The organism is Clostridium sp. J1101437_171009_A5, from assembly GCF_015547905.1.
GTDB lineage: Bacteria > Bacillota > Clostridia > Oscillospirales > Oscillospiraceae > Pseudoflavonifractor_A > Pseudoflavonifractor_A gallinarum.
The window spans coordinates 59,781-83,814 of record NZ_JADMVY010000010.1; the positions used below are offsets into that span (position 1 = coordinate 59,781).

Here is a 24,034-nt window from a genome sequence, read left to right on the forward strand (position 1 = left end):
TGCTGTGTCCCGGGCCCGCCGGGTCCACAGGGGCCAGCAGGCCCGCCGGGTCCAATCGGCCCGACCGGCCCCATCGGGGCAACCGGACCGGCTGGCGCTGCCGGCCCCACCGGCCCCCAGGGGTTGTCTGCCTTTACGGACTATGCCCAGTTTTTGGTCAACCAGGGCAGCTACAGCGATGGGACCTATGTGCGCTTCCATGATTTTTTACCTGGTCAAGGCACCTTTACACTCCAGAACGGAGATACTGTGCTGACTCAGCCCCGGCGGATTGCCTACTGCGCCTGTCATCTGGTGGCGCAGCTGCCGGCCGGGGGAAGCTGTGCGGTGATTCCGGTGACCGGTCTGGCGGAGGAGGATATGCTGCGTGCCGTGATACATGCTGCGGATGAGCAGCCGCTGTCCATGGGAACACAGTTTCTCTTTGTGGTGCCGGTCCAGACCGGACTGCGGTTTCTGGTCCGCAGCAGCGGGCCCGTGACCCTGGATGGCGCACTTTCTCTTTTTTCGGTCACAGAGTACTGAAAATCCCCCGGAGGTATCCTCCGGGGGATTTCAAATGAACATACGTTATCCAAACAGGGGCTGTGCGGTAAGCGTGGGGCCGTGCCCGCTTATGCCATAAAAGGCGTACTCATCTGCCCGCAGCTCCGAATGGGAGAGGAGCGAGCGGGCTTCGTCGGCCGCGTCAGGGGCGAGACGGACGGCAATGCCGCAGCTGGCCGAAATCTCCCGCAGGACCGGCATGGTCTGAAAGGAAAGGTGGCCTTTCAGGGCCCGCTGGGCCTGGATGGCCCCGCTGGAGGAAGAGAAGGTAATCAGACAGTAATCCATGACTTAGAGAGAGATCACCTTGCCCGCTTCCTGCATACGGGTGAGAATGTCATACATATTGCTGACGGTACCGGCGGCGAGCTGATCGGCGATCCCGTAGAAGTTCAGGCAGGTACCGCAGACCAGTACCTCCACGCCGCGGTCAAGCAGGGTCTGGAGGTGCTGGGCCACCTGCTCATCCCCGGCGGGCAGTTTTACGCCGGCGTTCATGAACAGGATGGAGCGGGGGAGATCGTCGGACTGGGCCAGCGTATAGAAAAACATCCGCATGAGATTGGTGCCGAGCTCCTGGTCACCGTCGCCAATGATGTCCCGGCCCACAAAGATGGCGTAGCCGGCAGAGGGAGCGGGCGCGCAGACCGGCTCCTCCGCAGAGGCAACAGGCAGGGAACCATTTTTCAAAAAGGACAGGCAGTAAGCCCCGTCCTTCTCCTCCACCGAGGCGTCAAAACCCTGATTTGCGGCAAGACGCTGGAGGTTTCCAACGGCAGTGGTATTGTCCACCAGAACGGTGAACTGACTCTCGCCCGCGGAGATGGCCTCCTTGGCCATGAGCACCGGCATGGGACAGGCCTTTCCCTTGGCGTCAATGATACGAGACATAGTAAAATCTCCTTCAAATGGTTTCTTTTTGTGAAAAATATTATAGATTTGAAGCGGGAAACTGTCAACTGGAGTGGAACGGCAGAGGGAGAAGAAAGCGGTTTTCTTCCGGAAAAACCGGACTGGAGAGGAGCACTTTCCGGGAAAATAGAGGGATATGATCCCTTTATAAAAAAAATCAATATTAGCTCGCGACTTTATTGAATAAATGACGTGAAATGGACACTGGAAACTGTTGTGTCGGATACGAAACTTCTTGACAGGGGAAGCGCTTGGTTCTAAAATAGATTCGGTGTAATATTTTGAAAAACAAGAGGGGAAGTTTTTCGAATTTTGTGTGGATTGGCCAAAGGAAACCGATTCCACAGACATCATAACAACAAAAATTACAAATAAACTATATGGAGGTGTGTTCAAACCTTGATGCAGACAATCATTGCCTGTGTGATCACAGCCGTGGTCGCACTTGCCATAGGAATCCCCGCCGGCATTCAGTGGCGGAAAAACGTGGCCGAGAAGGAGATCTCCAGCGCGGAAGAGGAAGCCAAGCGCATTATCAACGAGGCCATCAAAGGCGCGGAAGCGAAAAAGCGCGAGGCCCTGGTGGAAGCCAAGGAGGAGATCCTGCAGGCCCGCAACGAGTACGAGCGCGAAGTAAAGGAGCGCCGTGCCGACCTGCAGAAGCAGGAGCGCCGGCTCCAGCAGAAGGAAGAGAACCTGGACCGCAAGACCGAAAATATGGAGAAGAAGGAAGAAAACCTTCAGAACAAGCTGACCGAGCTGGAGAATGCTCGGGAAGAGGTGGCTGTGGTCAAAAAGACCCAGATGGAAGTTCTGGAGCGGATCTCCGGCTTTACCGCGGAGGAGGCCAAGGCTTACCTCATCCATCAGATCGAGGATGATGTGACCCACGAGGCCGCCATGAAGGTCAAGGAGATCGAGACCCGCTATAAGGAAGAGGCCGACACCAAGGCCAAGGAGATCCTCTCGCTGGCGATTCAGCGCTGTGCGGCTGACCATGTGGCCGAGGCCACCGTCTCTGTGGTTCCCCTGCCCAATGATGAGATGAAGGGCCGCATCATCGGCCGTGAGGGCCGCAACATCCGCACGCTGGAGACCCTGACCGGTGTGGACCTGATCATCGACGATACCCCCGAGGCCATCACGGTCTCCTGCTTTGACCCGGTCCGCCGGGAGATCGCCCGCATCGCCCTGGAGAAGCTGATCCAGGACGGCCGGATCCATCCCGCCCGCATCGAGGAGATGGTGGAGAAGGCCAAGCGCGAGGTGGACGCCACCATCAAGGCCGAGGGCGAGCGCGCCGTGTTCGAGACCAATGTGCACGGCCTGCACCCCGAGCTCATCAAGCTCCTGGGCCGCATGAAGTACCGCACCAGCTACGGCCAGAACGTGCTCAACCACTCCATCGAAGTGGCGCATCTCTCGGGTCTGCTGGCTGCCGAGATCGGCGCCAATGTGGCGGAAGCCAAGCGCGCCGGCCTGCTGCATGATCTGGGCAAGTCCATCGACCACGAGGTGGAGGGCTCCCATGTCCAGATCGGCGTGGAGCTGGCCCGGAAGTACCGGGAGAATGAAAACGTGGTCCACGCCATTGAGGCGCACCACAACGATGTGGAGCCCCGGACCATCGTGGCCTGCCTGGTGCAGGCGGCCGACGCCATCTCCGCGGCCCGTCCTGGCGCCCGGAGAGAGAACCTGGAAAACTACATCAAGCGTCTGGAGAAGCTGGAGGAGGTCACCTCTTCCTTCCCCGGGGTGGAGAAGTCCTTTGCCATCCAGGCCGGACGTGAGGTGCGCATCATGGTCAAGCCGGATCAGGTGTCTGAGGATCAGATGGTCCTCCTGGCCCGGGACATTGCCAAGAAGATCGAGGACGAGCTGGAATATCCCGGACAGATTAAGGTTAACATGATCCGGGAGACCAAAGTCGTCGAGTATGCCAAATAAGCCGCGGCGGACAGTCGCTGCGGGACACCAGGCGGAGGCCCCGGCGGTAAACGCCGGGGCCTCCCCGCGCAGAAGGAGAAAATACTATGGCAGACACACAGGCAGTCAAGAAGGAGAATGAGCCGGAGGAGCAGGCGACCCTGGGGCAGAGTCTGTACAGCTGGCTTCAGGCAGTGGCGCCTGTCATCATCGGGATCGTGCTGGTCTTCACCTTTGTGGGACGGCTGACCCCCGTGGACGGACCGTCCATGGAACCGACCCTGTGGCATGGGGATATGATGGTCGTGCGTAGTCTGGGGTATACCCCCAAGCAGGGGGATGTGGTGGTCCTCACCAAGCCCTTTGAGAATATCACCGGGCCCATTGTCAAGCGTGTCATTGCCGTGGGCGGACAGACGGTGGAGATCGACTATGCGGCCAATACGATCTATGTGGATGGCGAGGAGATCCCCCAGGACTATATTCTGGAGCCCATGGAGCAGAAATCCTGGCAGACCATCTCCACCATTACGGTGCCGGAGGGAGAGGTCTTTGTGATGGGAGATAACCGCAATGTCTCCAATGACAGCCGAAATCCCGATCTGGGTACGGTGGATACCCGCTATATCCTGGGAAAGGCGGAGCTGGTCCTCTTCCCCTTTGGAGATCTGGGACTGATTCGCTGAGCCACAGAATCATTCATCCATAAAAGCGGCAGAGCGTCCCCGGAGCCATCGGCTCCGGGGACGCTTTCTTTTCCAATCCGGGACGATGTTGCCAGTTTTCGTGCCATCCGCTATAATAAAAACATATTTGTTCCACGCAATTGGGCATGGCGGAAAGGCGGGAATGCAAGGTGGAGTGGAAGGGGAAAGAGAAGAAGATCATGCCATGGGAAGGCCGGGTGACCCTGGTTTCGGGTCTGGTGCTGGTGCTTCTTCTCGTCGCGTTCGTATTTATGACCATTCTGAACACCTATCGTCTGATGGAGCAGTTGGAGCAGATCTCCGAGCATCCCTTCCGGGTGCTGGACTCCGCCTCCATCCTGCAAAATGACCTGGAGCGGATACAGTTCTATACGGAACGCCTGCAATATAACAACGATCCCGACATGGTGGCCGAGGTCCGTGAACAGATCGAAACGATCTATTTGGAGGTGGAGGAGCATCTTCAGATAGTGGAAGAGCGCTATCTGGGAGAACATTCGGAGGTCGCCGCCCTGCGCGAGCAGCTGGAGCGGCTGAAAACAGCCAACGAACAGCTCTTCCAATATGCCGCCGCAGAGGAGCGCAGCGAATCCGAGATCGTTGCTTTCACACAGCAGGAGATTACATCCAGCCAGGCCGAGATGGAGGAGATCCTCTTGGGCATCATGGACTATGCCAGAGACCGTTTTGATTACTATTATAGCGCGGCGGGAGACATCCGTACCGAGGGTACGATCTTTGTCATCCTTATTACGGCCGCAGTGGTAGCGGTATTGAATTTTTACCGCACGCGGATCCGCCGTCAGACCAGAGAAATCCTGCGGCAGAACCGGCTCTTTGATCTGCTGGGCAGAACCGTGGATACCGTCTTCTTCATCAGCTCTCCCAGAAGCGGCCGGGAGGACTATATTTCCCCCAATGCGGAGCGCATTCTGGGCGTACCCGTGGAACAACTGATGAAAGACCCCTATGTCCTCAGACCCTATATTACCGAGAAGGAGCGGGAGAGCATTGCGGCCGCGCTGAAAGACGGCGGGGAGAGCTGCTGGAAGAGCACCGTGTGTTACCGCCATCCTCATACCGGTGAGGAGCGGGATCTGTTGATTCAGGTCTACCGGGTATCCGGTGGAGAAAAAGAGGATGAGCCCCAGTATATCACGGTCTTTACCGACGAGACCCAGCTGCTGCGTACCCAGCGGGAGCTGGAAGAGGCCACCGCCCGGGCGGAGCAGGCCAGCCGGGCCAAGAGTGAGTTCCTCTCCCGCATGTCCCATGAGATCCGCACGCCTATGAACGGCATCATCGGCATGACCCTCATCGCGCTGCAAAAATCCGATGACCGGGAAAAGGTGGTGGAGTGCCTGCGGAAGATCAGCATGTCCTCCAAGCACCTATTGGTGCTCATCAATGATGTGCTGGACATGTCCAAGATCGAGAGCGGAAAGCTGGAACTCAAGCGGGAGCCCTTTGATCTCCGGCGGCTGCTGGAAGGCGTGGCGGATCTGGCCTATGGACAGGCGGCCCAGCGGGAGATCACCTTTGGAATGCAGCTGGTGGGGGATATGGACGAGCAGCTCATCGGCGATTCGCTCCGGGTGAACCAGATCCTGATGAATCTCCTCTCAAACGCGCTGAAATTCACGCCGCGTGGCGGAAAGGTTGCTCTGCGTGTGGAGCTGCTGGAGAGCAATGTCCAGACCCAGCAGATCCGCTTTGAAGTGCAGGACACCGGGTGCGGCATCGCGGAAGAGAACTTTGGAAAGATCTTTGAGACCTTTGAACAGGAGAGCGCCGGAGTGGCCCACCAGTATGGCGGGACCGGCCTGGGCCTTGCCATCTGCAAACGCTTTGTGGAGATGATGGGGGGCCGGATCGGGTTGAGCAGTACCCTGGGGAAGGGGAGCACCTTCTTTGTCCACATTCCCTTCCAGCGTGTGGAGAGTGCTGGCACACCGCCGCGGGAGGAGTACCGACAGCTGCGGGCTCTGGTGGCAGATGACGATCTGGAGAGCTGTGAGCACATCGCCCTGCTCCTGCGCAAGCTGGGCGCCCGGTGCGACTGGGTGGACAACGGCTATGAGGCCCTGGCCCGGGTGGAGCGCGCCCGGGATGAGAGCGATCCCTACGGTCTGGTACTGGTGGATTGGAAAATGCCCTTCCTGGACGGCGTGGAGACCGCTCGCAGACTGCACGGAGAGGCCCCGGAAACGGCGGTCGTACTCATCACGGCCTTTGATGAGGATGAGGTGCGGGAGAAAGCAAAGAACGTGGGTGCCCGGGATGTGCTGAACAAGCCGGTATTTGAGTCGGCTCTGGTGGACCTGCTGGACCGGCTGTGGTCGGAGCGGGGGGCCTTTCCGGCCCGGGAAGAGGGCCCGGCCGACTATGATTTCCGGGACAAGTGCATTTTGATCGTAGAAGATAACGATTTGAACCGGGAGATCGCCGTGGAGCTGCTGGGACCATCCGGCGCCCGGCTGGAGACGGCCTGCGACGGCCAGGAGGCGGTAGAGCAGTTTGCGGCCTCCCGTCCGGGACACTATGATCTGATCCTGATGGATGTGCAGATGCCCCGGATGGACGGATATGCGGCCACCCGGGCCATCCGCGCCATGGAGCGGCCCGACGGAAAGCGCATCCCCATTCTGGCTATGACGGCGAATGCTTTCTCTGAGGATGTGGAAAAGAGCCGGGAGGCCGGGATGAACGGGCACATCTCCAAGCCCATCGACCTGGCTGAGGTGTACCGCACTCTCTCTGCTGCGCTGGGCGGCGGAATGTGAACGCCCCTTCCGGGAAGAATGAAAACTGTGTGCCTTTTCAATTGCTTTTTCCCACGTCATGGTGTAAAATGAGGAGAAATCAGACTTGAAAGCGCTGCGATTGCCGCGTGAAAGGAGACTTCCGCATGGACGAGCGTATGCAAGAATTCCTGGACCGAACGAAAGCGGCGGCGGCCACGATGGGAACAGCAGCCCAGGCGGCGGCGTGCTATGCCGGGAAAAAGACCGGGGAAGCCCTCGGCGCGGCCAAACTGAATATGAAGGCGCTGGAGTTGGAGCGGGAGTGTAAGGGCCTGCTGCGTGACATCGGAGAAAAGGTCTATGAGTCTCTCCAGACCGGGGAAGACCACAGCGATTTTCTGGAGGAGCGCATGGAAGAGCTGGAAAAACGCTACGCCCAGATCGAGCATCTGCGGGAGCAGGCTGCCGCGCTGCGGGATGTCAAGGTGTGCCCGGCCTGCGAAAAGCACTGCGGTTTACAGGATCGATACTGCAAACACTGTGGAGCGGTTCTATAAGAGACCAACCAACACAATCAAGAGGGGAGGACGCCGGACGGAAGTTCCGTCCGGCGTCCTGTTCCCCCATCCATTAGGAGGACTTGAACGATGAACTATACCTTTGCACAGTACCAGGAGAGCGCCGACTACATCCGCGGAAAGATCGGAGATTTTAAGCCCCAGGTCGCCATGGTGCTGGGTTCCGGTCTGGGCTTTATGGGCGATGTGGTGGAAAATCCCATCGTGGTCTCCTACCGGGATATCCCCCACTTCAAGGCGTCCACCGCGCCCGGCCACAAGGGCCAGCTGGTCTTCGGTACCCTGGAGGGACGCCGGGTGGCGGTCATGCAGGGACGGATGCACCACTATGAGGGCTACTCCTACGAGGAGGTGTCCTATGCCGTGCGGGTGCTGCGTCTGCTGGGCTGCGACACCTTGGTGGTTACCAATGCCGCCGGCTGCGTGAACATGGACTGGAAGGCGGGTGACCTGATGCTCATCACCGACCAGATCAAGATCTTTATGGAGTCTCCTCTGCGCGGCGAGAACCTGCCCGAGTTCGGCGTCCGCTTCCCCGACGCCTCCAAGCTCTATACCCCCGCCCTGCGCCAGGTGGCCCGCAATGCGGCCAAGAACCTGGGCATCGAGCTGAAGGAGGGCGTGTATATGTACTTCCCCGGCCCGCAGTATGAGACCCCTGCCGAGGTTCGGTTTGCCCGCATCGCCGGGGCCGACGCGGTGGGCATGTCCACCGCGCCCGAGGTCATTACGGCCGGCCACTGCGGCATGCAGGTGCTGGGCTTTACCCTGCTGTCCAACATGGCGGCCGGTATTCTGGACCAGCCCCTGAGTGAGCAGGAGGTGCTCGAGGCGGCCGAGGCCTGCAAGGATAAGTTCTCCCGCCTGGTGCTGGAGTGCCTGAAGCAGATGTAAGGGGGCGCGGTATGAAGACCCTGATTTCCAATGTCCGTGCCGTGCTCATGGATGCGGCAGACACCGTTCTCTCCGGCGCCTTTGTGGCGGTAGAGGACGGCAAGATCTGCTCTGTGGGCACCCAGCGCCCCGACGGTCCCTTTGACCGGGAGATCGACGGTGGCAACAACGTCCTGATGCCCGGCTTCGTCAACGCCCACACCCATGTGCCCATGATGGCCATGCGTGGCTACGGCGACGGCAACAACCTTCAGGACTGGCTGGAGAAGTATATTTTCCCCACCGAGGCCAGATGGGATGACCGGGCGGTAGCATGCTGCACCGATCTGGGACTGGCCGAGATGATCGCCTCCGGCGTGACATGCATTGCCGATATGTATATGCGCACCGGGGTTATCGCCCAGCGGGTGGCCCAGTCCGGCATCAGCGCCAATCTGTGCTGCGGCGGGGTGCTTTTCTCCGATACCTTTGACCCGGAGACCGACCATGAGTGCCAGGTGCAGCGTGCCCTGACCGAGGAGTGGCACGGCTACAACGACGGCCAGATCCGGATCGACGCCTCCATCCACGGGGAGTACACCTCCCGGGCCGACCTGTGGGAGTGGATGGCGGCCTATGCCCGGGAAAAGGACCTGGGCATGCACGTGCATATCTCTGAGACCCGCACGGAGCATGAGGCCTGCAAGGGGCGCCATAACGGCCTTACGCCCATCCAGACCCTGAACCAGTACGGCGTGTGGGATACCCGGGCCATCGCGGCCCACTGTGTCTGGACCACCCCTGAGGATTGGGCCATCATGGCCGAGAAGGGGATCTCGGCCATTCACAATCCCATGTCCAACCTGAAGCTGGGCTCCGGCATCGCGCCGGTGTCCGCCATGCAGAAGGCGGGGGTCAACGTGGCACTGGGGACCGACGGCGTCTCCTCCAACAACTGCACCGATCTCTTTGCGGAGATGAAGCTGGCGGCCATTCTCCAGAACGGCGCCAACTGCGACCCGCTGGCCGTTCTGCCCGCACAGGCCCTGCGCATGGCCACCGCCAACGGCGCCGCCGCTCTGGGCCGCAAGACGGGGCGCATCGAGGCGGGCTATGACGCCGACCTTATCCTGATCAACTTTGACGCGCTCAACCTCACGCCCTGTCACGACGTGATCTCCAATCTGGTCTACGCCGCCCGTGGATGCGACGTCATCATGAATATGGCTCGCGGTCAGGTCATATACCAGAATGGTGAGTTCCTCACCATCGACATTGAGCGGGTCAAGCGGGAGGTCCAGGACTACGCCCTGCCCCTGCTGTTCCAAAAGTAAGGGGGAGAACCGTTGTCCAGTCAGCAGAAAAAAAATACCTTTTTCGGCGGTGTGGCCGTGCTGATGGTGAGTACCATCATCATCAAGGTCATCGGTGCCATTTATAAGATCCCGCTGGGCATCATCCTGTCCGATGAGGCCTACGGCGATTTTGGCGCGGCCTACAACATCTATTCCTTTTTCCTGACGATCTCTACCGCAGGACTGCCCGTGGCCCTCTCCAAGACCGTGTCGGAGGCCAATGCTCTGGGCCGGTATAATCAGGTGCAGAAGGTCTTCAAGGTGGCCTTCTTTGCCTTCCTGACCATGGGCCTGTTCAGCTTTATCTGTATGTCGGTCTTTGCGCTGCCCGTGGCCACCTATGCCCTTCAGAACGAGAAGGCCGTGTGGTGTGTGGTGGCCCTCTCGCCGGCGGTGCTCTGTACCTGCTGCTGCTCGGCCTTCCGGGGCTATGCCCAGGGGCATATGAATATGATGCCGACGGCCATCTCCCAGGTCACCGAGAACCTCTCCAAGCTGATCATCGGCATGGGGCTGGCCCTCTTCATCGGCTCGCTGGCCATCCAGCCCGCCGATCTGGGCGACCGGATGATGGCGGTGGGCGCCATTGCGGGCGTGTCGGTGGGCAGCATCCTGTCGGTCTTTTATCTGTTCTTCAACCACCGGCGCACCAATCGGCTGCGCCCCGGCCCCTTTACCGACCGGGCGGACAGCTCCAAGGTGATCCTGGGGCGGCTTCTGAAGCTGGCCATCCCCATCACCATCAGCTCTTCCACCAGCGCCATTGTGACGCTCATTGACACCAACCTGGTCAACGGACAGCTTCAGAATGTGTTCCAGAGCATCCAGGACGCGGGGCCCACGGTCACCGAGGGCGTGCGCGGACTCTTTGACATCGGCAACAAGGCGGTCCTGATCCTCCAGCAGAACATGCAGGCTGCCCTGACCGATCCCAGCGTAGTCCCGGTGCTGGACTCTGCCCGCGGACTGTACGGCGCCTATCAGAAGTGTATGAGCATCTACAACCTGCCCTTCAATCTGATGGTGCCCCTCACCGCCAGCATCATCCCCGCCGTGTCGGCGGCCCGTGCCCGCCGCAATGACCTGGAGGCCCGGAAGGTCTCCGAGTCGGCTCTGCGCTTTGCCGCGCTCCTGGCCCTTCCGGCCGGCGCCGGACTCTTTGTCCTGGGTGAGCCCATCATCCGCCTGCTCACCGGCGGCAGCACGGACTACACCATTGCTGGTCCTCTGCTGTCCATCCTGGGACTGGCGTCCATCTTCGTGTGCGTGCAGCTCATTGCCACCTCCATCCTGCAGGCCAACGGCATTGTGAACCTGCCCATCGTCACGGTGGTGATCGGCGGCGTGGTGAAGATCCTGGTCAACTATACGCTGGTGGGCAACCCCAACATCATGATCTACGGCGCGCCGGTGGGCACCCTGTGCTGCTTTGCCATTGCGGCAGTGCTCAACCTGCTCATCATCAAGGCGCGGGTCCCCAGCGCACCCAGCTATACAAAAGTCTTTGTGAAGCCGGTCATCGCGGCGGCCATTATGGGCGGCGGCGTATGGGCAGTCTACGGAATGATGGAGCGCATCCTGGGCGGCGATCAGCTCGGCTTCCTGGACAATGCCGTGGCGGTGGCCGTGGCCATCGGCGTGGGCGTGGTGCTCTATCTGGTGCTGGTACTGGCCCTGCGTGTGATTTCCAGGGAAGATTTGGAACTCATGCCCAAGGGAGAGAAACTTGCAAAGATTCTGCACATTCATTAAAATGAAGTGTGGGAGCTGTTGCAGGAGGAATGAAAATATGGTAGATTTTGAATACAAGCAGCACTATACGGTAAAAGATTTAGAAGAGATCGTGCGCATCCTCCGGGCACCCGGAGGATGCCCCTGGGATGCCGAGCAGACCCACGAGTCCATCCGCCGCAACTTCCTGGAGGAAGCCTATGAGGCGGTGGAGGCCATCGACGAGGGCAGCGCCGAGCACCTGCGGGAAGAGCTGGGAGATGTCCTGCTCCAGATCGTTCTCCACGCCCGTATGGAGGAGGAGCAGGGACGCTTCGACCTGGACGGTGTGGCGGATGGGATCTGTCAGAAGCTCATCTACCGCCATCCCCATGTCTTTGGGGATGTGAAGGTATCGGGCACCGGGGAGGTCCTCTCCAACTGGGAGGATCTCAAGCGCAAGGAGAAGGGCCAGAAGACCAACACGGACGCCCTCTCTGCCGTGGCCCGGAGCCTGCCCGCCCTGTGGCGGGCCGAGAAGGTCCAGAAGAAGGCGAAGAAGGCCGGATTTGACTGGCCGGATGTCTCCGGTGCGCTGGACAAGCTCTCCGAGGAGATCGAGGAGCTCAAGACCGCCGTGGCCGAGGGCTCCAACATCGAGGAGGAGCTGGGGGACCTGCTCTTTTCCGCAGTCAATGTCTCCCGTTTTGTGAAGGTGGACACGGAGCAGGCGCTCACAAAGGCAACCGATAAATTCATCGACCGGTTCCGCAAGGTGGAGGCTCAGGCCAAGGCCGAGGGACGCCCCATGGAGGAGATGTCCCTGGCGGAGCTGGACGCGCTCTGGGAGCGCGCGAAACACGCATAAAAGCGGGAGACTTCCGGCCCAGAGAGGGAACGGCGCGATTCGCGCACCTGGAAGCCGCTTTTAGGATACAGGGTGAAACCCGCCCGCAACAATGCACAGGAGGAAAAAACCATGAATAAAACTGAACTCATCGCCGCCGCTGCCGAGAAGTCCGGCCTGTCCAAGAAGGATACGGAGAGCGCTCTGAACGCTGCCATCGACGTCATCACCGCCGCCCTGACCGAGGGCGACAAGATCCAGCTGGTGGGCTTTGGTTCCTTCGAGGTGAAGAACCGCGCCGCCCGTACCGGCCGCAACCCCAAGACCAAGGAGCCCATTGAGATCCCTGCCTCCAAGCTGCCCATGTTCAAGCCCGGCAAGGCCCTCAAGGACGCTGTTTCCAAGTAAGCATTGAAACGGATCGCGGCCCCGGGCATCTGCCCGGGGCCGCTGTGCAGCTGGAAGAGGAGGTATGCGGATGCGTCTGGACAAATGGCTGAAGGTCTCCCGTCTCATCAAGCGCCGTACCGTGGCCAATGAGGCCTGTGACAACCAGCGTGTCACAGCCAATGGCCGCCCCGTCAAGGCGTCTTACGACGTGAAGGAGGGGGATGTGCTGGAGCTGCGGTTTGGAGAGCGCACCGTAAAGGTGCAGGTCCTCACCGTGGCCGAGCACGTGGGTAAGGCCGATGCCCCCGCCATGTACCGGGAGCTGTAAGAAGCGCACCTGAAACAAAATATCCCGCTCCGGTAGAGCCGGAGCGGGATATATTTTTTTACTTTCGGCCACCGCGGCGGGAACCACGCTTGTCCATGTAGCGCAGCTCAGAGAGCTTGCTGTCCGAAGCCTGCATGAACTGCTTGAGGCGATCCTCAAAAGAAGTGGGCTCCTGGGGAGCCGCACGGCGGAATCCGGCGCCTCCGCCGGCCGCCCGAGGGGCACCATTGGGCCGTCCGCCGGGACGGGGACCACCGGCGGGACGGGGAGGAGGATCCATAGCCTTCTTGATGGAGAGATTGATCCGGCCGTTCTCGTCGATCCCGATGACCTTGACCTTGACCTCCTGTCCCTCCTTCAGATGGTCCTTGACATCACTGACATAGGAATAAGCGATTTCCGAGATGTGGACCAGACCGGACTTGTTCTCCGGCAGGGACACGAACGCACCGAACTTTGTGATACCTGTTACTTTACCTTCCAGAATCGAACCAACACCGAACTCCATACTGACTGAAATATCCTCCTTTAAGTTAAAACGGGGACACAAGGCCCGCGTCAGTCGGTGAACAGGATGACCTGATCGCCGGGAGCAGCCAGCCCAAGCTTGGTGCGGGCCATGTCAGCCTGACGGTCGGGATCGTCGCTGTTGTCTACGGCGTCCTGCAGATCGGCGTTGATCTGAAGCTGAGCATCCCGCTCCGCCTGCAGTGCGTCCCGCTCCGCCTGGGCGCTGAGAATCTGGGTGCGCAGATTGAGCAGTGCGCTTGCGGTGACCACCAACAGGGCAAACACGACCAGTTTGGTCAGAAATCCCGCCGGTTTTGTCTTCATGGGCTCCGCCCCCCTTTCGCTGCGCGGCCCCGCGGGGCACGGCATCATCCATTTCACCGATTAGTAGCTTTATTCTATACCATTTCCGGCGATAATGGAAGTTCTTTTTTGTGTTCTGTACTATTTTTTTACGGATCCGCCGCAGAAGGATCAGAGGAGAGACCGCCAGACGAAAGAGAATGCCGGCAAAATCAGCCATCCGGTAACCCAGAAAGAGAAACAGAGGACTGAGCAGCAGGAAGTAGCCGATGGCGCCGCCCAGTACGGCGGCCACCATGTAGAAGCGGAGGACCCCGCCGCCGGTATCCAGAGCGTGGAGGAAGAGGCCAAGGGTCACCAGAAGCCAAAAGAGAAAATCCAGCAGACCGCCCAGCCAGCGCCACCGGCACCGGCATCGGAGGATGCGGAAGCAGTCATACACCATCCCGGTCCCCAGGCCCAGGCCCAGGGCCGAGAGGAGGGCGGTGAGCTGGCCGGAAATGGAGACACCCATGGCTCAGCGGAACAGGCGGGCAAAGAGACCGCCCTGTGCATTCCGGCGTTCTTCGTAGGTCAGGGAGTCAATGCTGCCCTCTACTTTCAGATCGCCCCCGTCCAGACTGAGCTTTTCAATGTGGAGGTTTTCCCCCCGCACGATCAGAACACCCTTGATGGTATCCATTACAATGCTGTTTTCGTCAAAGCTCTCCACCTCTTCCACGCCGGAGACGGTAAGCTGCTCCCGCCCTTCGAGAATGATGTGGTGGAGCACATCCGCACCGGGGCGTGCTTCGTCATATGCCATGGTACATCCCGCCTTTCCCAAATCTTGCTACTATGTATATGGAACGACAGGAGAGGATATGCCCGGGAGGGAGTTGACGTAAGTCCCTGCCAGCAGGTACAATGGGAGCAATGGAAACGAGAAGGAGGAACCGATATGCTCCGGGAAGATGTGCTGAAACTGCTGAAAGAGGGGGAGGGGCCCCAGTCCGGGGAGGAGATGAGCCAGCGGCTTGGTGTGAGCCGGGCGGCCGTCTGGAAGGCTGTGAGCGCCCTCCGGGACGAGGGCTATCTCATCTCGTCCGCGCCCAATCGGGGCTATCGGCTGGAGGCCTCTCCCGACCGGATCTCTGCGGGAGAGCTGGCCGGAAGTCTGGCGGGATGCGTTCTGGGCCGGGAACTAATATGCTTGGATACGGTGGACTCCACCAACAGTGAGATCAAGCGCCGGGCGCTGGAGGGCGCCGCGGAAGGCCTGACCGTGCTGGCAGATCAGCAGACGGCGGGCCGCGGACGGCGGGGCCGTGGATTTGTCTCCCCGGCGGGGAAGGGGTTATACCTCTCGGTCCTCCTGCGGCCGGAGAGTGCCCTGCGGGAGCTGCTCTGGCTCACGGCCTGGACCGGCGTGGCGGTCTGCGATGCGGTGGAGGAGGTCTGCGGCTTCCGTCCGGGCATCAAATGGACCAATGACATCGTCTGGAATGGGCGGAAGCTGTGCGGCATCCTCACGGAGCTGGGGATGGAGGGCGAGGGCGTCCAGCCCCAGTATGTGGTCATCGGCGTGGGGATCAATGTCTCCCAGACCGCCGAGGACTTCGGGCCGGAGGTGGCGCCTCTGGCCGTGTCGCTGGGAGAGATCCTGGAACATCCACCCCGCCGGGCGGAGCTGGCAGCGGCGCTGCTCCGGTCGCTGGACACCCTGCGGGCGGAGTTTCCCCGGAGCAGGGAGCGTTATTTGGAGCAGTACCGGAGGGACTGTGTGACCTTGGGGAAAGAGGTGCGGATCCTCCGGGGCAGCGAGAGCTGGACCGGTGTGGCGGAAGAGATCGACGAGGATTTCCAGCTGGTGGTCCGCCGGAGCGACGGACGGCGGGAGGTCGTCAACGCGGGCGAAGTCTCTGTGCGGGGCATGCTTGGTTATGTATGAGAAGAGCCGGCAGGCCGGAATTATTCCGGCCTGCCGGCTTTTGTATCGCATATCGCGGGGCAGGAGCTCAGGGGAGGGAGTGGATGCAGATCCCATCCTTCCGGTGGTGTTTGACCTGATAGAGCAGCTGATCCGCCTGGACATACAGGGAAGAAAAGGAACGAGACTGGTGGAAGAAGAGTCCTCCAATACTCATGCCGGCCTGATGGCCTGCACAGAGGGTGGACAGACTCTTCCGATAGGCCTCACAGAGAGACTGGGTGCGAAGCTGAAAGACTTCAAGCTCGGAGAGGTTGGGGACCAGGACCACAAATTCATCCCCGCCCAGACGGGCACAGATGCCATCCGGGAAATGGGCCCGCAGCTGTGCCGCAGCCATCTGGAGTACCCGGTCTCCGGTCGCATGGCCAAAGCGGTCATTGATCTGCTTGAAATCGTCCAGATCCAGCAGCAGGAAACCATAGGACGCCCGCTCTGCCGCCAGGAGGGCGGACATGCATTCCTCTGCACCCCGGCGGTTATAGATCCCGGTCAGGAAATCCCGGATGGAATTGTCCTTCAGAAGGGTTTGATAGGCCACCCGTTCCGAAATATCCACCAGGACGCTGATGATCGCGGGGCGCCCTTCCTCTGTGACGATCTTTCGCCCCACGTCGTGGACCCAAAGATAGGAGCCGTCTTTTTTGCGCAGGCGGTATTCCACATCGTACTTGTCACTGGCGGCAAAACTATCCGCGATGGCCCGGATCACGCCGGGGAGGTCATCGGGATGGATCGTGTTGGCGATCTTTTCCTCTGTGTCGGCGCAGAATTCCGAATAAGTATAGCCCAACATATCCAGGGCGTGGTCGTTGATGATGTAGAGGGGAAAATCCGGCTCCAGATAGCCGCCCATGATGCCGCCCGGTACGATTTCATTGAAGAGCTCGGCGAGTTTGCTCTGGGAGTCGGCATTCATTTTTTTCAGTTCCTGAGCGGCGTAATGGAGCGGGAAAAATTCCCGCTCCTGCTGAATGGGATTGGCGCAGGACATGTGCAGGCTGAAGGCCCGGTATTTGCCCTCCTCGGCCCGAAAGCCGGCCGTAAGGCGGGTGGAAAAGTAGGCGCGGCCCTCACCGGGGACCTCGGCGGAAACCTCGATTTGACAGAGGCAGCTGTAAATCCCCGGGGCAACTTCTTTTTCCCAATAGGAATGGATCTGATAATGATTGGGGTTTGGTTCCGAGTGCAATTCCTCCTGGAGCAGGGCGGCAAATTCGGCCCGGCCATGGGCTTCCTCGTGAACACCGGTTCCAAGACTGTAAATATCCTCTGTGACCTGGGCAAGGGCGGCATCCAGATCGCGGCGGACAAGATAGGCGTCAAAAAACGCGCAGAGAGACTGATATACGGGGGAGGAGGTCGATAAGTTGGTTCCCAGCATGATATGGCTCTCCTAATAATGAATGGTAGATGCGCGAAACGCAAGAGTTTATTTACAATTATACTAAATACAGATAGGAAAAGCAAGTTTATATGGAAGGTCGGGAAACGGGAAAGCAAACTGCCTGCACGGTTACTGCCTCCATACGATCTTGCGGTACCCCAATCCAGGAAATGCAAAAAATGCCGCCCAGAATGGGCGGCATTTTTGAAAATCCAAAGGGAAAAATCAGCGCTTGCTGAACTGGGGAGCGCGGCGGGCAGCCTTCAGGCCGTACTTCTTGCGCTCCTTCATGCGAGGATCGCGGGTGAGGAAACCGGCGCTCTTCAGAGCGGCGCGGAACTCGGGGTTCATCTCCAGCAGAGCGCGGGAGACGCCGTGACGGATGGCGCCGGCCTGGCCGGTCACGCCGCCGCCGGTGACGGTAGCAACGATGTCCACCTTGCCCAGGGTGTCGGTGGTAGCCAGAGGCTGACGGACCAGGAGCTTCAGGGTCTCCAGGCCGAAGTACTCGTCGATGTCACGGCCGTTGATGGTGATGGAGCCGGTGCCGTTGGGGAACAGGTGCACACGGGCCACGGAGGACTTACGGCGGCCGGTGCCGTACAGGTAAGGCTTCTTGCTCTTATACATTCTCGTTTACCTCCTGCTTAGTTGAAAGCCCAGGGCTCGGGCTTCTGAGCGGTCTGCTGGTGCTCCGCGCCGCGGTAGATGTGCAGGCGGGTCAGGCTGTCCTTGGTCACGATGTTGCGGGGCATCATGCCGCGGATGGCCAGCTTCATGGCCAGCTCAGGCTTGTCCTGCATCAGCAGGCGGTACTTGGTCTCCTTGAGGCCGCCGGGATAACCGGAGTGAGTGCGATAGTACTTCTGCTCCAGCTTCTTGCCGGTCAGGATGGCCTTCTCGGCGTTGATGATGACCACGAAATCACCGCAGTCGGCGTGGGGGGTGTACTCGGGCTTGTGCTTGCCGCGCAGCAGGGTGGCAGCGGCGGCAGCGGTCTTACCCAGGGGCTTACCGGCCGCGTCGAGGATATACCACTTGCGGACGATGTTTCCCTTGTTGGCCATAAAAGTGGACATGGTGAAACCTCCAATTTGCTTTCAAGTTCTATGATGAAATTTGGCTTTACAGAACACATGCCCCGCGTGTAGAATAGAACCTACGAACGGAGCGTATTGCATTATATTACAGTGTTTGGCCGGTGTCAAGGCGTTTTTGGGCAGTTTTTATTTAAAAAGTAAAAAGCTCTTTTTTTCTCTTGAAAGCTCTCGAAATCTCTTGATTGCTTACTTTCGATTTTTCTTTTAATGCGCGCGAAAAGTTCTGCATTTTCATCCGGGAGGGACATTATGAACAAAATCCTATCCTATGTCCGCCGCTGTGTGGAGGATTATGACATGATACAGCCGGGGGACAAGGTCGCGGTGGGTGTGTCGGGGGGAAAGGACTCCCTGGTGCTCCTGGCCGCCCTGGCCCGGCTGCGGGAATTCTACCCCAAGCCCTTTACCGTGGAGGCCATTACGCTGGACATGGGGACCGGCATGGACTTTGCGCCGGTGGCGGAATACTGCAAGCGGATCGATGTGCCCTATACCTGCATTCCGACGGAGATCGCCCATGTCATCTTTGATGTGCGGAAAGAAAAAAATCCCTGCTCCATGTGCGCCAAGATGCGCCGGGGGGCCCTTCACACCGCCCTGCTGGAGCGGGACATCCATAAGATCGCGCTGGGACACCACTTCGACGATGCGGTGGAGACCTTCTTCCTCTCTCTGTTCTATGAGGGGCGGCTGTCCTGCTTTCAGCCGGTGACCTGGCTGGACCGGACGGGGATCTCCCAGATCCGCCCCCTGCTCTACTGCGGGGAGGGGCATATCCGCCATGTGGCCCAGCGGGAGGGGCTCCCGGTGGTGCACAATCCCTGTCCCGCCAACGGATTCACCAAGCGGCAGGAGGTCAAGGATCTGGTGAAGGAGCTGGGGGAGCGCTATCCCAATCTGAAGAGCCGGGTATTCGGGGCCATGCAGCGGCTGCCCCTGCCCGAGTGGGGCCCGGTGGAGCACCGGAGAATGCCGCCGCTGGAGGAGGACGAGGACTGACATGCTGAAAGTGATCCACGGGGCGGATTTCCACCTGGACGCCCCTTTCCACGCGCTGCCGCCGGAGAAGGCGGCGGGCCGCCGGGCGGAGCAGCGGGAGTTGCTCTTCCGCCTGGCCGATCTGGCCAACCGGGAGGGAGCCGATCTGGTCCTCCTGTCGGGGGATCTCTTTGACGGAGCGGAGATCTACGGGGAGACCCTGGAGGCCCTGGAGAAGGCCCTGGGCTCCATCCGGGGACAGGTATTCATTGCCCCCGGCAACCACGATTTCTGGTCGGCCCGCTCCCCCTACGCGGCGCTGGAATGGCCGGAGAATGTCCATATCTTCACCGAGCCGCACCTGGAGACCGTGGAGCTCCCGGAACTGGGATGTACGGTCTACGGTGCGGCCTTTACCGGGGCGCACCGTAGTGACCGGGTGCTGGAGGGATTCCATGCGCCGGAGGACGGGAAGATCCACCTGCTGGTCCTCCACGCCGACGGCACACCCAACAGTACCTACGGCCCCATTACCGAGGAGGATCTGGCCGGGAGCGGGCTGGACTATGCCGCGCTGGGGCACATCCATGCCCGGATCGGTCCCCGCCGCGCCGGAGCCACCGTCTGGGCCTATCCCGGCTGTCCGGAGGGACGGGGTTTTGACGAGCTGGGAGACAAGGGTGTCCTCTGCGGCAGCGTGGAGCAGGGGAATGTACAGATGGATTTTGTGCCGCTATGTTCCCGGCGCTATCTGATCCGGGAGGTGGATGTGACCGCCCGGATGCCGGAGGAGGCCCTGCGGGAGGCCCTTCCGGAGGGGGAGAGCCCGGACTTCTGCCGCATCCTCCTCACCGGAGAGCGGGGCATGGAGGGGCTGGACCTGGAGAAGCTGGGGGCCCTGGCCCGCCCCCACTATTACAGTGTTTCCGTCCGGGACAAGACCCGGATGCGCCAGGACCTGTGGGCCCGGGCAGAGGAGGATACCCTGACCGGGCTCTTCCTGCGCGCCATGCGCCGCCGGCTGGAGGAGGCCCATGACGAGGAGGCCCGGGCCGCTGTGGAGCGGGCAGCCCGCTTTGGCCTGGCCGCACTGGAGAATCGGGAGGAGCCGCAATGAAGATCAAACGAATGACAGCCACCTTTGGGCGGCTTCAGAACGAGACGCTGGAGCTGGGAGAGGGGCTCAACCTGATCCAGGCCCCCAATGAGGCGGGAAAATCCACCTGGTCGGCCTTTATCCGGGCCATGCTCTACGGTATCCCCACCAAGGAGCGGGACCGGCAGGGCTTCATCGCCGAGAAAAACCGCTATCAGCCCTGGAATGGCTCGGCCATGGAGGGGCGTATGGAGATCGAGTGGAACGGGCGTCTCATCACTCTTCTGCGCAGCCAGAACCGCACGGTGCCCTTCGGCAAGTTTGAGGCGGTGGACACCCGGACGGGGGAGCCCATTCCCGAGCTGACGGCGGAAAATGTGGGAGAGACCCTCATCGGGGCGCCCCGGGAGGTCTTTGAGCGCTCGGCCTTTGTGGGACAGGGAGCCACTGCGGTGGACGGCTCTCCGGCGCTGGAAAAGCGCATCTCCGCGCTGGTCTCCTCGGGAGAGGAGGATGTGTCGGGGGCCCAGGTGGAGCGGAAGCTCAAGGACTGGCTCAACCGGCGCAAGCACAACAAGACCGGCTGGATCCCCGAGCTGGAGCAGACCATCACAGAGTTGAACGAGGCCGCCGGGCGGCAGTCCAAGGCCCATCGCACCGCGGAGGAGGCCCTGCTGAGTCTGGACGGGCTCCGGCGGGAGCGGGACACCCTGGCGGTGGAGTTGGCCTATCACAAGGCGGCGGCGGAGCAAAAGAAACGTACTGCCTGGGAGCAGGCCCAGTCAGAGCTCTCTCAGGCCCGTGCCGAGGAGGAGAAGTACCGCGCGGAATTGCGCAGGGACGGAATGACCCCCGACCGGGAGGTCCTGCGCCGGACCCAGGAGGAGCTCAACCTGCTGCGCAATGTGGAGCAGAAGCTCAAGCAGGCCGAGCGGGACTATGAGGCGGCCATCCAGGCCGCCAATCAGGCCCGGCAGGAGGCCTCCGACCCCCTCTTTGCGGGGATGTCGCCCCAGGAGGCATGGGACAAAGCCAATCTGGACGCCGACGAGGTGGATCTGGAGGAGCCGGCCTCCGGGGGAACCCTTGCTGCGGGGCTTCTGCTGCTGGCCGGAGCCCTTGCAACGGCTGCCGCAGGGGTATTGCTGACCCCCTTTGCTTTCCTGGGCACGGCGCTGCTGCTCGTGGGGGGGATCATTCTGCTGGTCCAGAATGTCCGGCTCAAGCGGCAGGCTGCCACCATCCAGGAGGAGCGGGAAGAGATCCTCACCTGGTACGGCGTGGAGGATTCGGAGGAAATCCTGGCCCTGGCGCGGGAATACCGTGCCGGGTGGGAGAGCGCCCATGAGGCGGAGCGGGAGCGGCAGAATGCCGAGCAGACGCTCATTGATCTGAAAAATGAGCGGGAGCGCCTGCGGGCCCAGGTCCTGCCGCTGGTGCAGGGATTTGCGCCTGGGGCGAAGGATGCCTTTACCCTCTCGGCGGCCATCTCCAAGGCCCTCTTCCTCCAGGAGAAGCTGGAACAGGCGGCCATCCGGCGGGAAGGGGCGGAAAAATTGGTCCAGCGCCTGCCCGCTCCCCAGGAGGTCCCGGAAGCGGTCCCCGATGTGGAGCCCCGATATGACGGCACCTATACCGCCGTGCGGCTGAGCGCGGTGGAGGGCGAGATCGGGCGGCTCAACAGCGTGCTGGCCATGGCCCAGGGAGAGCTCAAGACCCTGGGCGATCCTGCCCAGACCCAGGCAGATCTGGAGCGGGCCCAGGAGACGCTGGCCCTGCGCCGGCAGGAGTATGAGGCCATCACTCTGGCCCTGGAGGGACTGGAGGAGGCCAACCGCTCCATGCAGGCGCGCTTTGCCCCCGCCCTCAACGAGCGCGCCGGGGAGCTGATGGAACGCCTGACCGGCGGCCGCTATGACCGGGTGACCCTCACCCGGGAATTTGAGGCCATGGCGGAGGAGCGGGATGGGATGCTGCCCCGGCGGGTGCTCTCCCTCTCCCGGGGAACGGCCGATCAGCTCTACCTGGCGGTACGCCTGGCGGTGTGTGAGCTGGCGCTGCCCGATGCCAATGCCGCGCCCCTGGTGCTGGACGACGCGCTGGCCAACTTTGATGACGGGCGGATGAAGCTGGCCCTGGATGTGCTCCGCTCTCTGGGCAGAGAGCGGCAGATCCTTCTCTTTACCTGCCACAGCCGGGAGGGAAATTATCTCTCCGACGCCTACGACGTCCAGCATATTCCCTTGTCTTCGCGGGGCGAAGGGAGTAATCTGGTATGAACGGCGCAGAAGGAGGGGAGGCCATGATGAACCAGGCTGGCCAGGAGGAGGGGCTGACCAATGGTCAGGCACTTCGGCTGGACCTGTATTTCTGGCTCCAGGCGCTGGTCATGGCGCTCATTGCCCTGATTTTGGTCTTTACCTTTGTGGGCCGGGTCGTGGGCGTGGACGGCAGCTCCATGGAGCCCACCCTCCGGGACGGAGATATGGTCCTGCTCCAGAGTATCGGCTATCAGCCCCGGCAGCACGATGTGGTGGTGCTGACAAAGCCCTTTGGGAAGGTCAACGGTCCCATTGTCAAACGGGTCATTGCGGTGGGCGGACAGCATGTAGCCATCGACTACGATGCCGGTACGGTCACAGTGGACGGGGAGACCCTGGAGGAGCCCTATCTCAATGAGGCGATGGAGCGCCCGCCGGAGGGATCCCTGCGCACCATCACAGAGGTCACGGTCCCCGAGGGGAGTATTTTTGTGATGGGGGACAACCGCAATCACTCCGATGACAGCCGCAATGAGCTGCTGGGCGTAGTGGATGAGCGGTATGTTCTGGGGCGGGTCATCGCGGTGGTGCTGCCCCTGTCCGACTTCGGTCTATTGGAATAGAAATCGAAAAGATGCGCCTGTCGGCCTTGGCCGGCGGGCGCATCTTGGCGCATACGGACAGAATCAGCAACATCAGCGACGGAGGATCACATGGATGTAGCTGAGCTGCCGCTCAATCAGGGTCTGGTTATCCAGGGCGTCTCCCATCTGGATCTTCTGGGTGAGCAGCTCCTTGAAGCAGTAGAGAATGATCTCATTCATGGACTCCCGCTCCTCCAGCGAGAGGGAGGCCCCCTCCAGAACGGGCTGGAGCATCTGCCAGTTGCGCTCCACCAGAGAGCCGCAGGTGAGCATCTCCAGCACGCTGTCATCCAGTTCGCCCAACTCCTCCGGGAAGACCTCGTAATAGGCGTGGATGATTTCGGTGAGCTCTCCGCTGTACTTTCCATAAAAGAGGTTATAATAGGCGTGGGGATGGCGGAATGCCGAGGCGCAGAAGAAGCGCCACATGAACAGAAAACGCTGGAAGGCATCCTGCTCGTCGGCCAGATAGCGGGCCAGGTTCCGGTTGTAATCCTCAAAATATTTCATTGAGGCGTAGACCGTCAGATGGTCCAGGTCCTTGAAGTAGTTGTAGAGCGTGGCGCTGTTGTAGCCCGCCCGCTTGGCTACCCGGCGCAGGGTGAGGGATTCCATACCCTCATTTTCCATTAACTCGCTGGCCGCATTGATAAAACAGGCGAAAATTTGATTGCGCTGTTCGGCCCGGTAAGGGGGTCTTGCCATGATAATGCCTCCTTAAAGTTCACCAGTGGCGCACAAAATTGCGCATGGTATCGTTCTGCCTTGATGGGATAGAAAATGAACTTATAAGTATGATTCCGGAGAGCGGAGCACTTTCCAATTCATTATACCGCGCCAATCAAATATAATCAAGATGATTATTCATTT

Annotated in this window: 26 protein-coding genes and 1 pseudogene; 17 read left to right on the plus strand and 10 right to left on the minus strand. The window is 60.6% G+C overall.

The window, feature by feature from the left end; translation table 11 throughout:
- The first annotated feature begins 123 nt into the window (after positions 1-123).
- A complete protein-coding gene (locus I2C21_RS13140) occupies positions 124-525 on the plus strand; it encodes a hypothetical protein (protein WP_215655065.1) in 402 nt (133 codons plus the stop codon).
- Positions 526-570: 45 nt separating this feature from the next.
- On the opposite strand, the gene I2C21_RS13145 is transcribed toward I2C21_RS13140, so the two are convergent.
- Positions 571-834: a putative Se/S carrier protein gene (locus tag I2C21_RS13145; RefSeq protein WP_193538253.1), complete on the minus strand. Its 264-nt coding sequence runs from the start codon at positions 832-834 to the stop codon at positions 571-573.
- A 3-nt stretch (positions 835-837) separates the two neighbouring features.
- The gene (gene yedF / locus I2C21_RS13150; RefSeq protein ID WP_195279467.1) at positions 838-1,437 is read right to left on the minus strand and encodes a sulfurtransferase-like selenium metabolism protein YedF; all 600 of its coding nucleotides are present in this window, start codon (positions 1,435-1,437) and stop codon (positions 838-840) included.
- 30 nt (positions 1,438-1,467) lie between these two features.
- On the opposite strand from yedF, the gene I2C21_RS13155 reads away from it, so the two are divergent.
- The 11 genes from I2C21_RS13155 (at position 1,468) to I2C21_RS13205 (ending at position 12,916) form a co-directional block, all read left to right on the plus strand.
- Positions 1,468-1,641 (plus strand): hypothetical protein, encoded by a 174-nt coding sequence (locus I2C21_RS13155; protein ID WP_195279468.1) that lies wholly within the window; start codon positions 1,468-1,470, stop codon positions 1,639-1,641.
- Between the two features lie 219 nt (positions 1,642-1,860).
- Complete coding sequence (gene rny, locus I2C21_RS13160; RefSeq protein WP_101691518.1) at positions 1,861-3,405, plus strand: ribonuclease Y; 1,545 nt, start codon at positions 1,861-1,863, stop codon at positions 3,403-3,405.
- A gap of 86 nt (positions 3,406-3,491) precedes the next feature.
- Positions 3,492-4,070, plus strand: a complete 579-nt coding sequence (gene lepB, locus I2C21_RS13165) for a signal peptidase I (RefSeq protein WP_101691517.1) — start codon at positions 3,492-3,494, stop codon at positions 4,068-4,070.
- 146 nt (positions 4,071-4,216) lie between these two features.
- A complete protein-coding gene (locus I2C21_RS13170; protein WP_195279469.1) occupies positions 4,217-6,874 on the plus strand; it encodes a response regulator in 2,658 nt (885 codons plus the stop codon).
- A 125-nt stretch (positions 6,875-6,999) separates the two neighbouring features.
- Complete coding sequence (locus I2C21_RS13175; RefSeq protein WP_101691515.1) at positions 7,000-7,392, plus strand: hypothetical protein; 393 nt, start codon at positions 7,000-7,002, stop codon at positions 7,390-7,392.
- Positions 7,393-7,482: 90 nt separating this feature from the next.
- Complete coding sequence (locus tag I2C21_RS13180) at positions 7,483-8,307, plus strand: purine-nucleoside phosphorylase (RefSeq protein ID WP_101691514.1); 825 nt, start codon at positions 7,483-7,485, stop codon at positions 8,305-8,307.
- An 11-nt stretch (positions 8,308-8,318) separates the two neighbouring features.
- On the plus strand, positions 8,319-9,620 hold the full coding sequence (locus I2C21_RS13185; RefSeq protein WP_195279470.1) for an amidohydrolase family protein: 1,302 nt from the start codon (positions 8,319-8,321) through the stop codon (positions 9,618-9,620).
- A 12-nt stretch (positions 9,621-9,632) separates the two neighbouring features.
- Positions 9,633-11,393 (plus strand): putative polysaccharide biosynthesis protein, encoded by a 1,761-nt coding sequence (locus tag I2C21_RS13190; RefSeq protein WP_101691512.1) that lies wholly within the window; start codon positions 9,633-9,635, stop codon positions 11,391-11,393.
- Positions 11,394-11,430: 37 nt separating this feature from the next.
- Complete coding sequence (gene mazG, locus I2C21_RS13195; RefSeq protein WP_186963935.1) at positions 11,431-12,219, plus strand: nucleoside triphosphate pyrophosphohydrolase; 789 nt, start codon at positions 11,431-11,433, stop codon at positions 12,217-12,219.
- A 72-nt stretch (positions 12,220-12,291) separates the two neighbouring features.
- Complete coding sequence (gene hbs, locus I2C21_RS13200) at positions 12,292-12,606, plus strand: non-specific DNA-binding protein Hbs (protein WP_328821073.1); 315 nt, start codon at positions 12,292-12,294, stop codon at positions 12,604-12,606.
- A 70-nt stretch (positions 12,607-12,676) separates the two neighbouring features.
- Positions 12,677-12,916 carry an RNA-binding S4 domain-containing protein gene (locus I2C21_RS13205; protein WP_101691509.1) on the plus strand — a complete coding sequence of 80 codons (240 nt, stop codon included), beginning with the start codon at positions 12,677-12,679 and terminating at the stop codon, positions 12,914-12,916.
- A gap of 58 nt (positions 12,917-12,974) precedes the next feature.
- Here I2C21_RS13205 and I2C21_RS13210 read toward each other — a convergent pair whose 3' ends face one another.
- The 4 genes and pseudogenes from I2C21_RS13210 to yabP all read right to left on the minus strand — a co-directional run bounded on the left by I2C21_RS13210 (position 12,975) and on the right by yabP (position 14,534).
- Complete coding sequence (locus I2C21_RS13210; protein ID WP_502709460.1) at positions 12,975-13,436, minus strand: S1 RNA-binding domain-containing protein; 462 nt, start codon at positions 13,434-13,436, stop codon at positions 12,975-12,977.
- 38 nt (positions 13,437-13,474) lie between these two features.
- Positions 13,475-13,750 carry a septum formation initiator family protein gene (locus I2C21_RS13215; protein ID WP_180956719.1) on the minus strand — a complete coding sequence of 92 codons (276 nt, stop codon included), beginning with the start codon at positions 13,748-13,750 and terminating at the stop codon, positions 13,475-13,477.
- A 235-nt stretch (positions 13,751-13,985) separates the two neighbouring features.
- Positions 13,986-14,243, minus strand: a pseudogene (yabQ, locus tag I2C21_RS17825) (spore cortex biosynthesis protein YabQ); the annotation flags it as partial.
- 3 nt (positions 14,244-14,246) lie between these two features.
- Positions 14,247-14,534, minus strand: coding sequence for a sporulation protein YabP (gene yabP / locus I2C21_RS13220; protein WP_101691506.1), 288 nt, complete (start codon positions 14,532-14,534; stop codon positions 14,247-14,249).
- Between the two features lie 135 nt (positions 14,535-14,669).
- Here yabP and I2C21_RS13225 point away from each other — a divergent pair, with 135 nt between their 5' ends.
- The gene (locus tag I2C21_RS13225) at positions 14,670-15,659 is read left to right on the plus strand and encodes a biotin--[acetyl-CoA-carboxylase] ligase (protein ID WP_195279471.1); all 990 of its coding nucleotides are present in this window, start codon (positions 14,670-14,672) and stop codon (positions 15,657-15,659) included.
- Positions 15,660-15,726: 67 nt separating this feature from the next.
- Here the strand turns inward: I2C21_RS13225 and I2C21_RS13230 are convergent, their stop codons facing one another.
- The 3 genes from I2C21_RS13230 to rplM all read right to left on the minus strand — a co-directional run bounded on the left by I2C21_RS13230 (position 15,727) and on the right by rplM (position 18,164).
- The gene (locus I2C21_RS13230) at positions 15,727-17,082 is read right to left on the minus strand and encodes a diguanylate cyclase domain-containing protein (RefSeq protein ID WP_195279472.1); all 1,356 of its coding nucleotides are present in this window, start codon (positions 17,080-17,082) and stop codon (positions 15,727-15,729) included.
- Positions 17,083-17,310: 228 nt separating this feature from the next.
- Positions 17,311-17,715: a 30S ribosomal protein S9 gene (gene rpsI / locus I2C21_RS13235; protein WP_101691503.1), complete on the minus strand. Its 405-nt coding sequence runs from the start codon at positions 17,713-17,715 to the stop codon at positions 17,311-17,313.
- Positions 17,716-17,732: 17 nt separating this feature from the next.
- Entirely contained in the window at positions 17,733-18,164 is a 432-nt protein-coding gene (gene rplM, locus I2C21_RS13240; protein WP_101691502.1) for a 50S ribosomal protein L13, read from the minus strand.
- Between the two features lie 270 nt (positions 18,165-18,434).
- Between rplM and I2C21_RS13245 the strand changes: the two genes are divergently transcribed.
- Genes I2C21_RS13245 through lepB (I2C21_RS13260) form a run of 4 tightly spaced genes read left to right on the plus strand, consistent with a single transcriptional unit; the run spans position 18,435 to position 23,143 of the window.
- Positions 18,435-19,184, plus strand: coding sequence for a tRNA lysidine(34) synthetase (locus I2C21_RS13245; RefSeq protein ID WP_193538265.1), 750 nt, complete (start codon positions 18,435-18,437; stop codon positions 19,182-19,184).
- Between the two features lies 1 nt (position 19,185).
- Entirely contained in the window at positions 19,186-20,280 is a 1,095-nt protein-coding gene (locus I2C21_RS13250; protein ID WP_193538267.1) for a metallophosphoesterase family protein, read from the plus strand.
- The gene (locus tag I2C21_RS13255; RefSeq protein ID WP_186963979.1) at positions 20,277-22,538 is read left to right on the plus strand and encodes an ATP-binding protein; all 2,262 of its coding nucleotides are present in this window, start codon (positions 20,277-20,279) and stop codon (positions 22,536-22,538) included. The genes I2C21_RS13250 and I2C21_RS13255 overlap by 4 nt, the downstream gene beginning before the upstream one ends.
- Positions 22,535-23,143 carry a signal peptidase I gene (lepB, locus tag I2C21_RS13260; protein WP_286167299.1) on the plus strand — a complete coding sequence of 203 codons (609 nt, stop codon included), beginning with the start codon at positions 22,535-22,537 and terminating at the stop codon, positions 23,141-23,143. Before I2C21_RS13255 ends, lepB (I2C21_RS13260) begins: the two co-directional genes overlap by 4 nt.
- Before the next feature lie 72 nt (positions 23,144-23,215).
- On the opposite strand, the gene I2C21_RS13265 is transcribed toward lepB (I2C21_RS13260), so the two are convergent.
- Positions 23,216-23,869, minus strand: a complete 654-nt coding sequence (locus I2C21_RS13265) for a TetR/AcrR family transcriptional regulator (protein WP_101691497.1) — start codon at positions 23,867-23,869, stop codon at positions 23,216-23,218.
- Positions 23,870-24,034: the final 165 nt, after the last annotated feature.

Coding starts and splice junctions, on each gene's coding strand:
- I2C21_RS13145 (WP_193538253.1), bottom strand. CDS start 834: ATGGATTACTGTCTGATTACCTTCTCTTCCTCCAGCGGGGCCATCCAG.
- yedF (WP_195279467.1), bottom strand. CDS start 1,437: ATGTCTCGTATCATTGACGCCAAGGGAAAGGCCTGTCCCATGCCGGTG.
- rny (WP_101691518.1), top strand. CDS start 1,861: ATGCAGACAATCATTGCCTGTGTGATCACAGCCGTGGTCGCACTTGCC.
- lepB (WP_101691517.1), top strand. CDS start 3,492: ATGGCAGACACACAGGCAGTCAAGAAGGAGAATGAGCCGGAGGAGCAG.
- I2C21_RS13170 (WP_195279469.1), top strand. CDS start 4,217: ATGGCGGAAAGGCGGGAATGCAAGGTGGAGTGGAAGGGGAAAGAGAAG.
- I2C21_RS13175 (WP_101691515.1), top strand. CDS start 7,000: ATGGACGAGCGTATGCAAGAATTCCTGGACCGAACGAAAGCGGCGGCG.
- I2C21_RS13180 (WP_101691514.1), top strand. CDS start 7,483: ATGAACTATACCTTTGCACAGTACCAGGAGAGCGCCGACTACATCCGC.
- I2C21_RS13185 (WP_195279470.1), top strand. CDS start 8,319: ATGAAGACCCTGATTTCCAATGTCCGTGCCGTGCTCATGGATGCGGCA.
- mazG (WP_186963935.1), top strand. CDS start 11,431: ATGGTAGATTTTGAATACAAGCAGCACTATACGGTAAAAGATTTAGAA.
- I2C21_RS13205 (WP_101691509.1), top strand. CDS start 12,677: ATGCGTCTGGACAAATGGCTGAAGGTCTCCCGTCTCATCAAGCGCCGT.
- I2C21_RS13215 (WP_180956719.1), bottom strand. CDS start 13,750: ATGAAGACAAAACCGGCGGGATTTCTGACCAAACTGGTCGTGTTTGCC.
- yabP (WP_101691506.1), bottom strand. CDS start 14,534: ATGGCATATGACGAAGCACGCCCCGGTGCGGATGTGCTCCACCACATC.
- I2C21_RS13225 (WP_195279471.1), top strand. CDS start 14,670: ATGCTCCGGGAAGATGTGCTGAAACTGCTGAAAGAGGGGGAGGGGCCC.
- I2C21_RS13230 (WP_195279472.1), bottom strand. CDS start 17,082: ATGCTGGGAACCAACTTATCGACCTCCTCCCCCGTATATCAGTCTCTC.
- rpsI (WP_101691503.1), bottom strand. CDS start 17,715: ATGTATAAGAGCAAGAAGCCTTACCTGTACGGCACCGGCCGCCGTAAG.
- rplM (WP_101691502.1), bottom strand. CDS start 18,164: ATGTCCACTTTTATGGCCAACAAGGGAAACATCGTCCGCAAGTGGTAT.
- I2C21_RS13245 (WP_193538265.1), top strand. CDS start 18,435: ATGAACAAAATCCTATCCTATGTCCGCCGCTGTGTGGAGGATTATGAC.
- I2C21_RS13250 (WP_193538267.1), top strand. CDS start 19,186: ATGCTGAAAGTGATCCACGGGGCGGATTTCCACCTGGACGCCCCTTTC.
- I2C21_RS13255 (WP_186963979.1), top strand. CDS start 20,277: ATGAAGATCAAACGAATGACAGCCACCTTTGGGCGGCTTCAGAACGAG.
- lepB (WP_286167299.1), top strand. CDS start 22,535: ATGAACGGCGCAGAAGGAGGGGAGGCCATGATGAACCAGGCTGGCCAG.
- I2C21_RS13265 (WP_101691497.1), bottom strand. CDS start 23,869: ATGGCAAGACCCCCTTACCGGGCCGAACAGCGCAATCAAATTTTCGCC.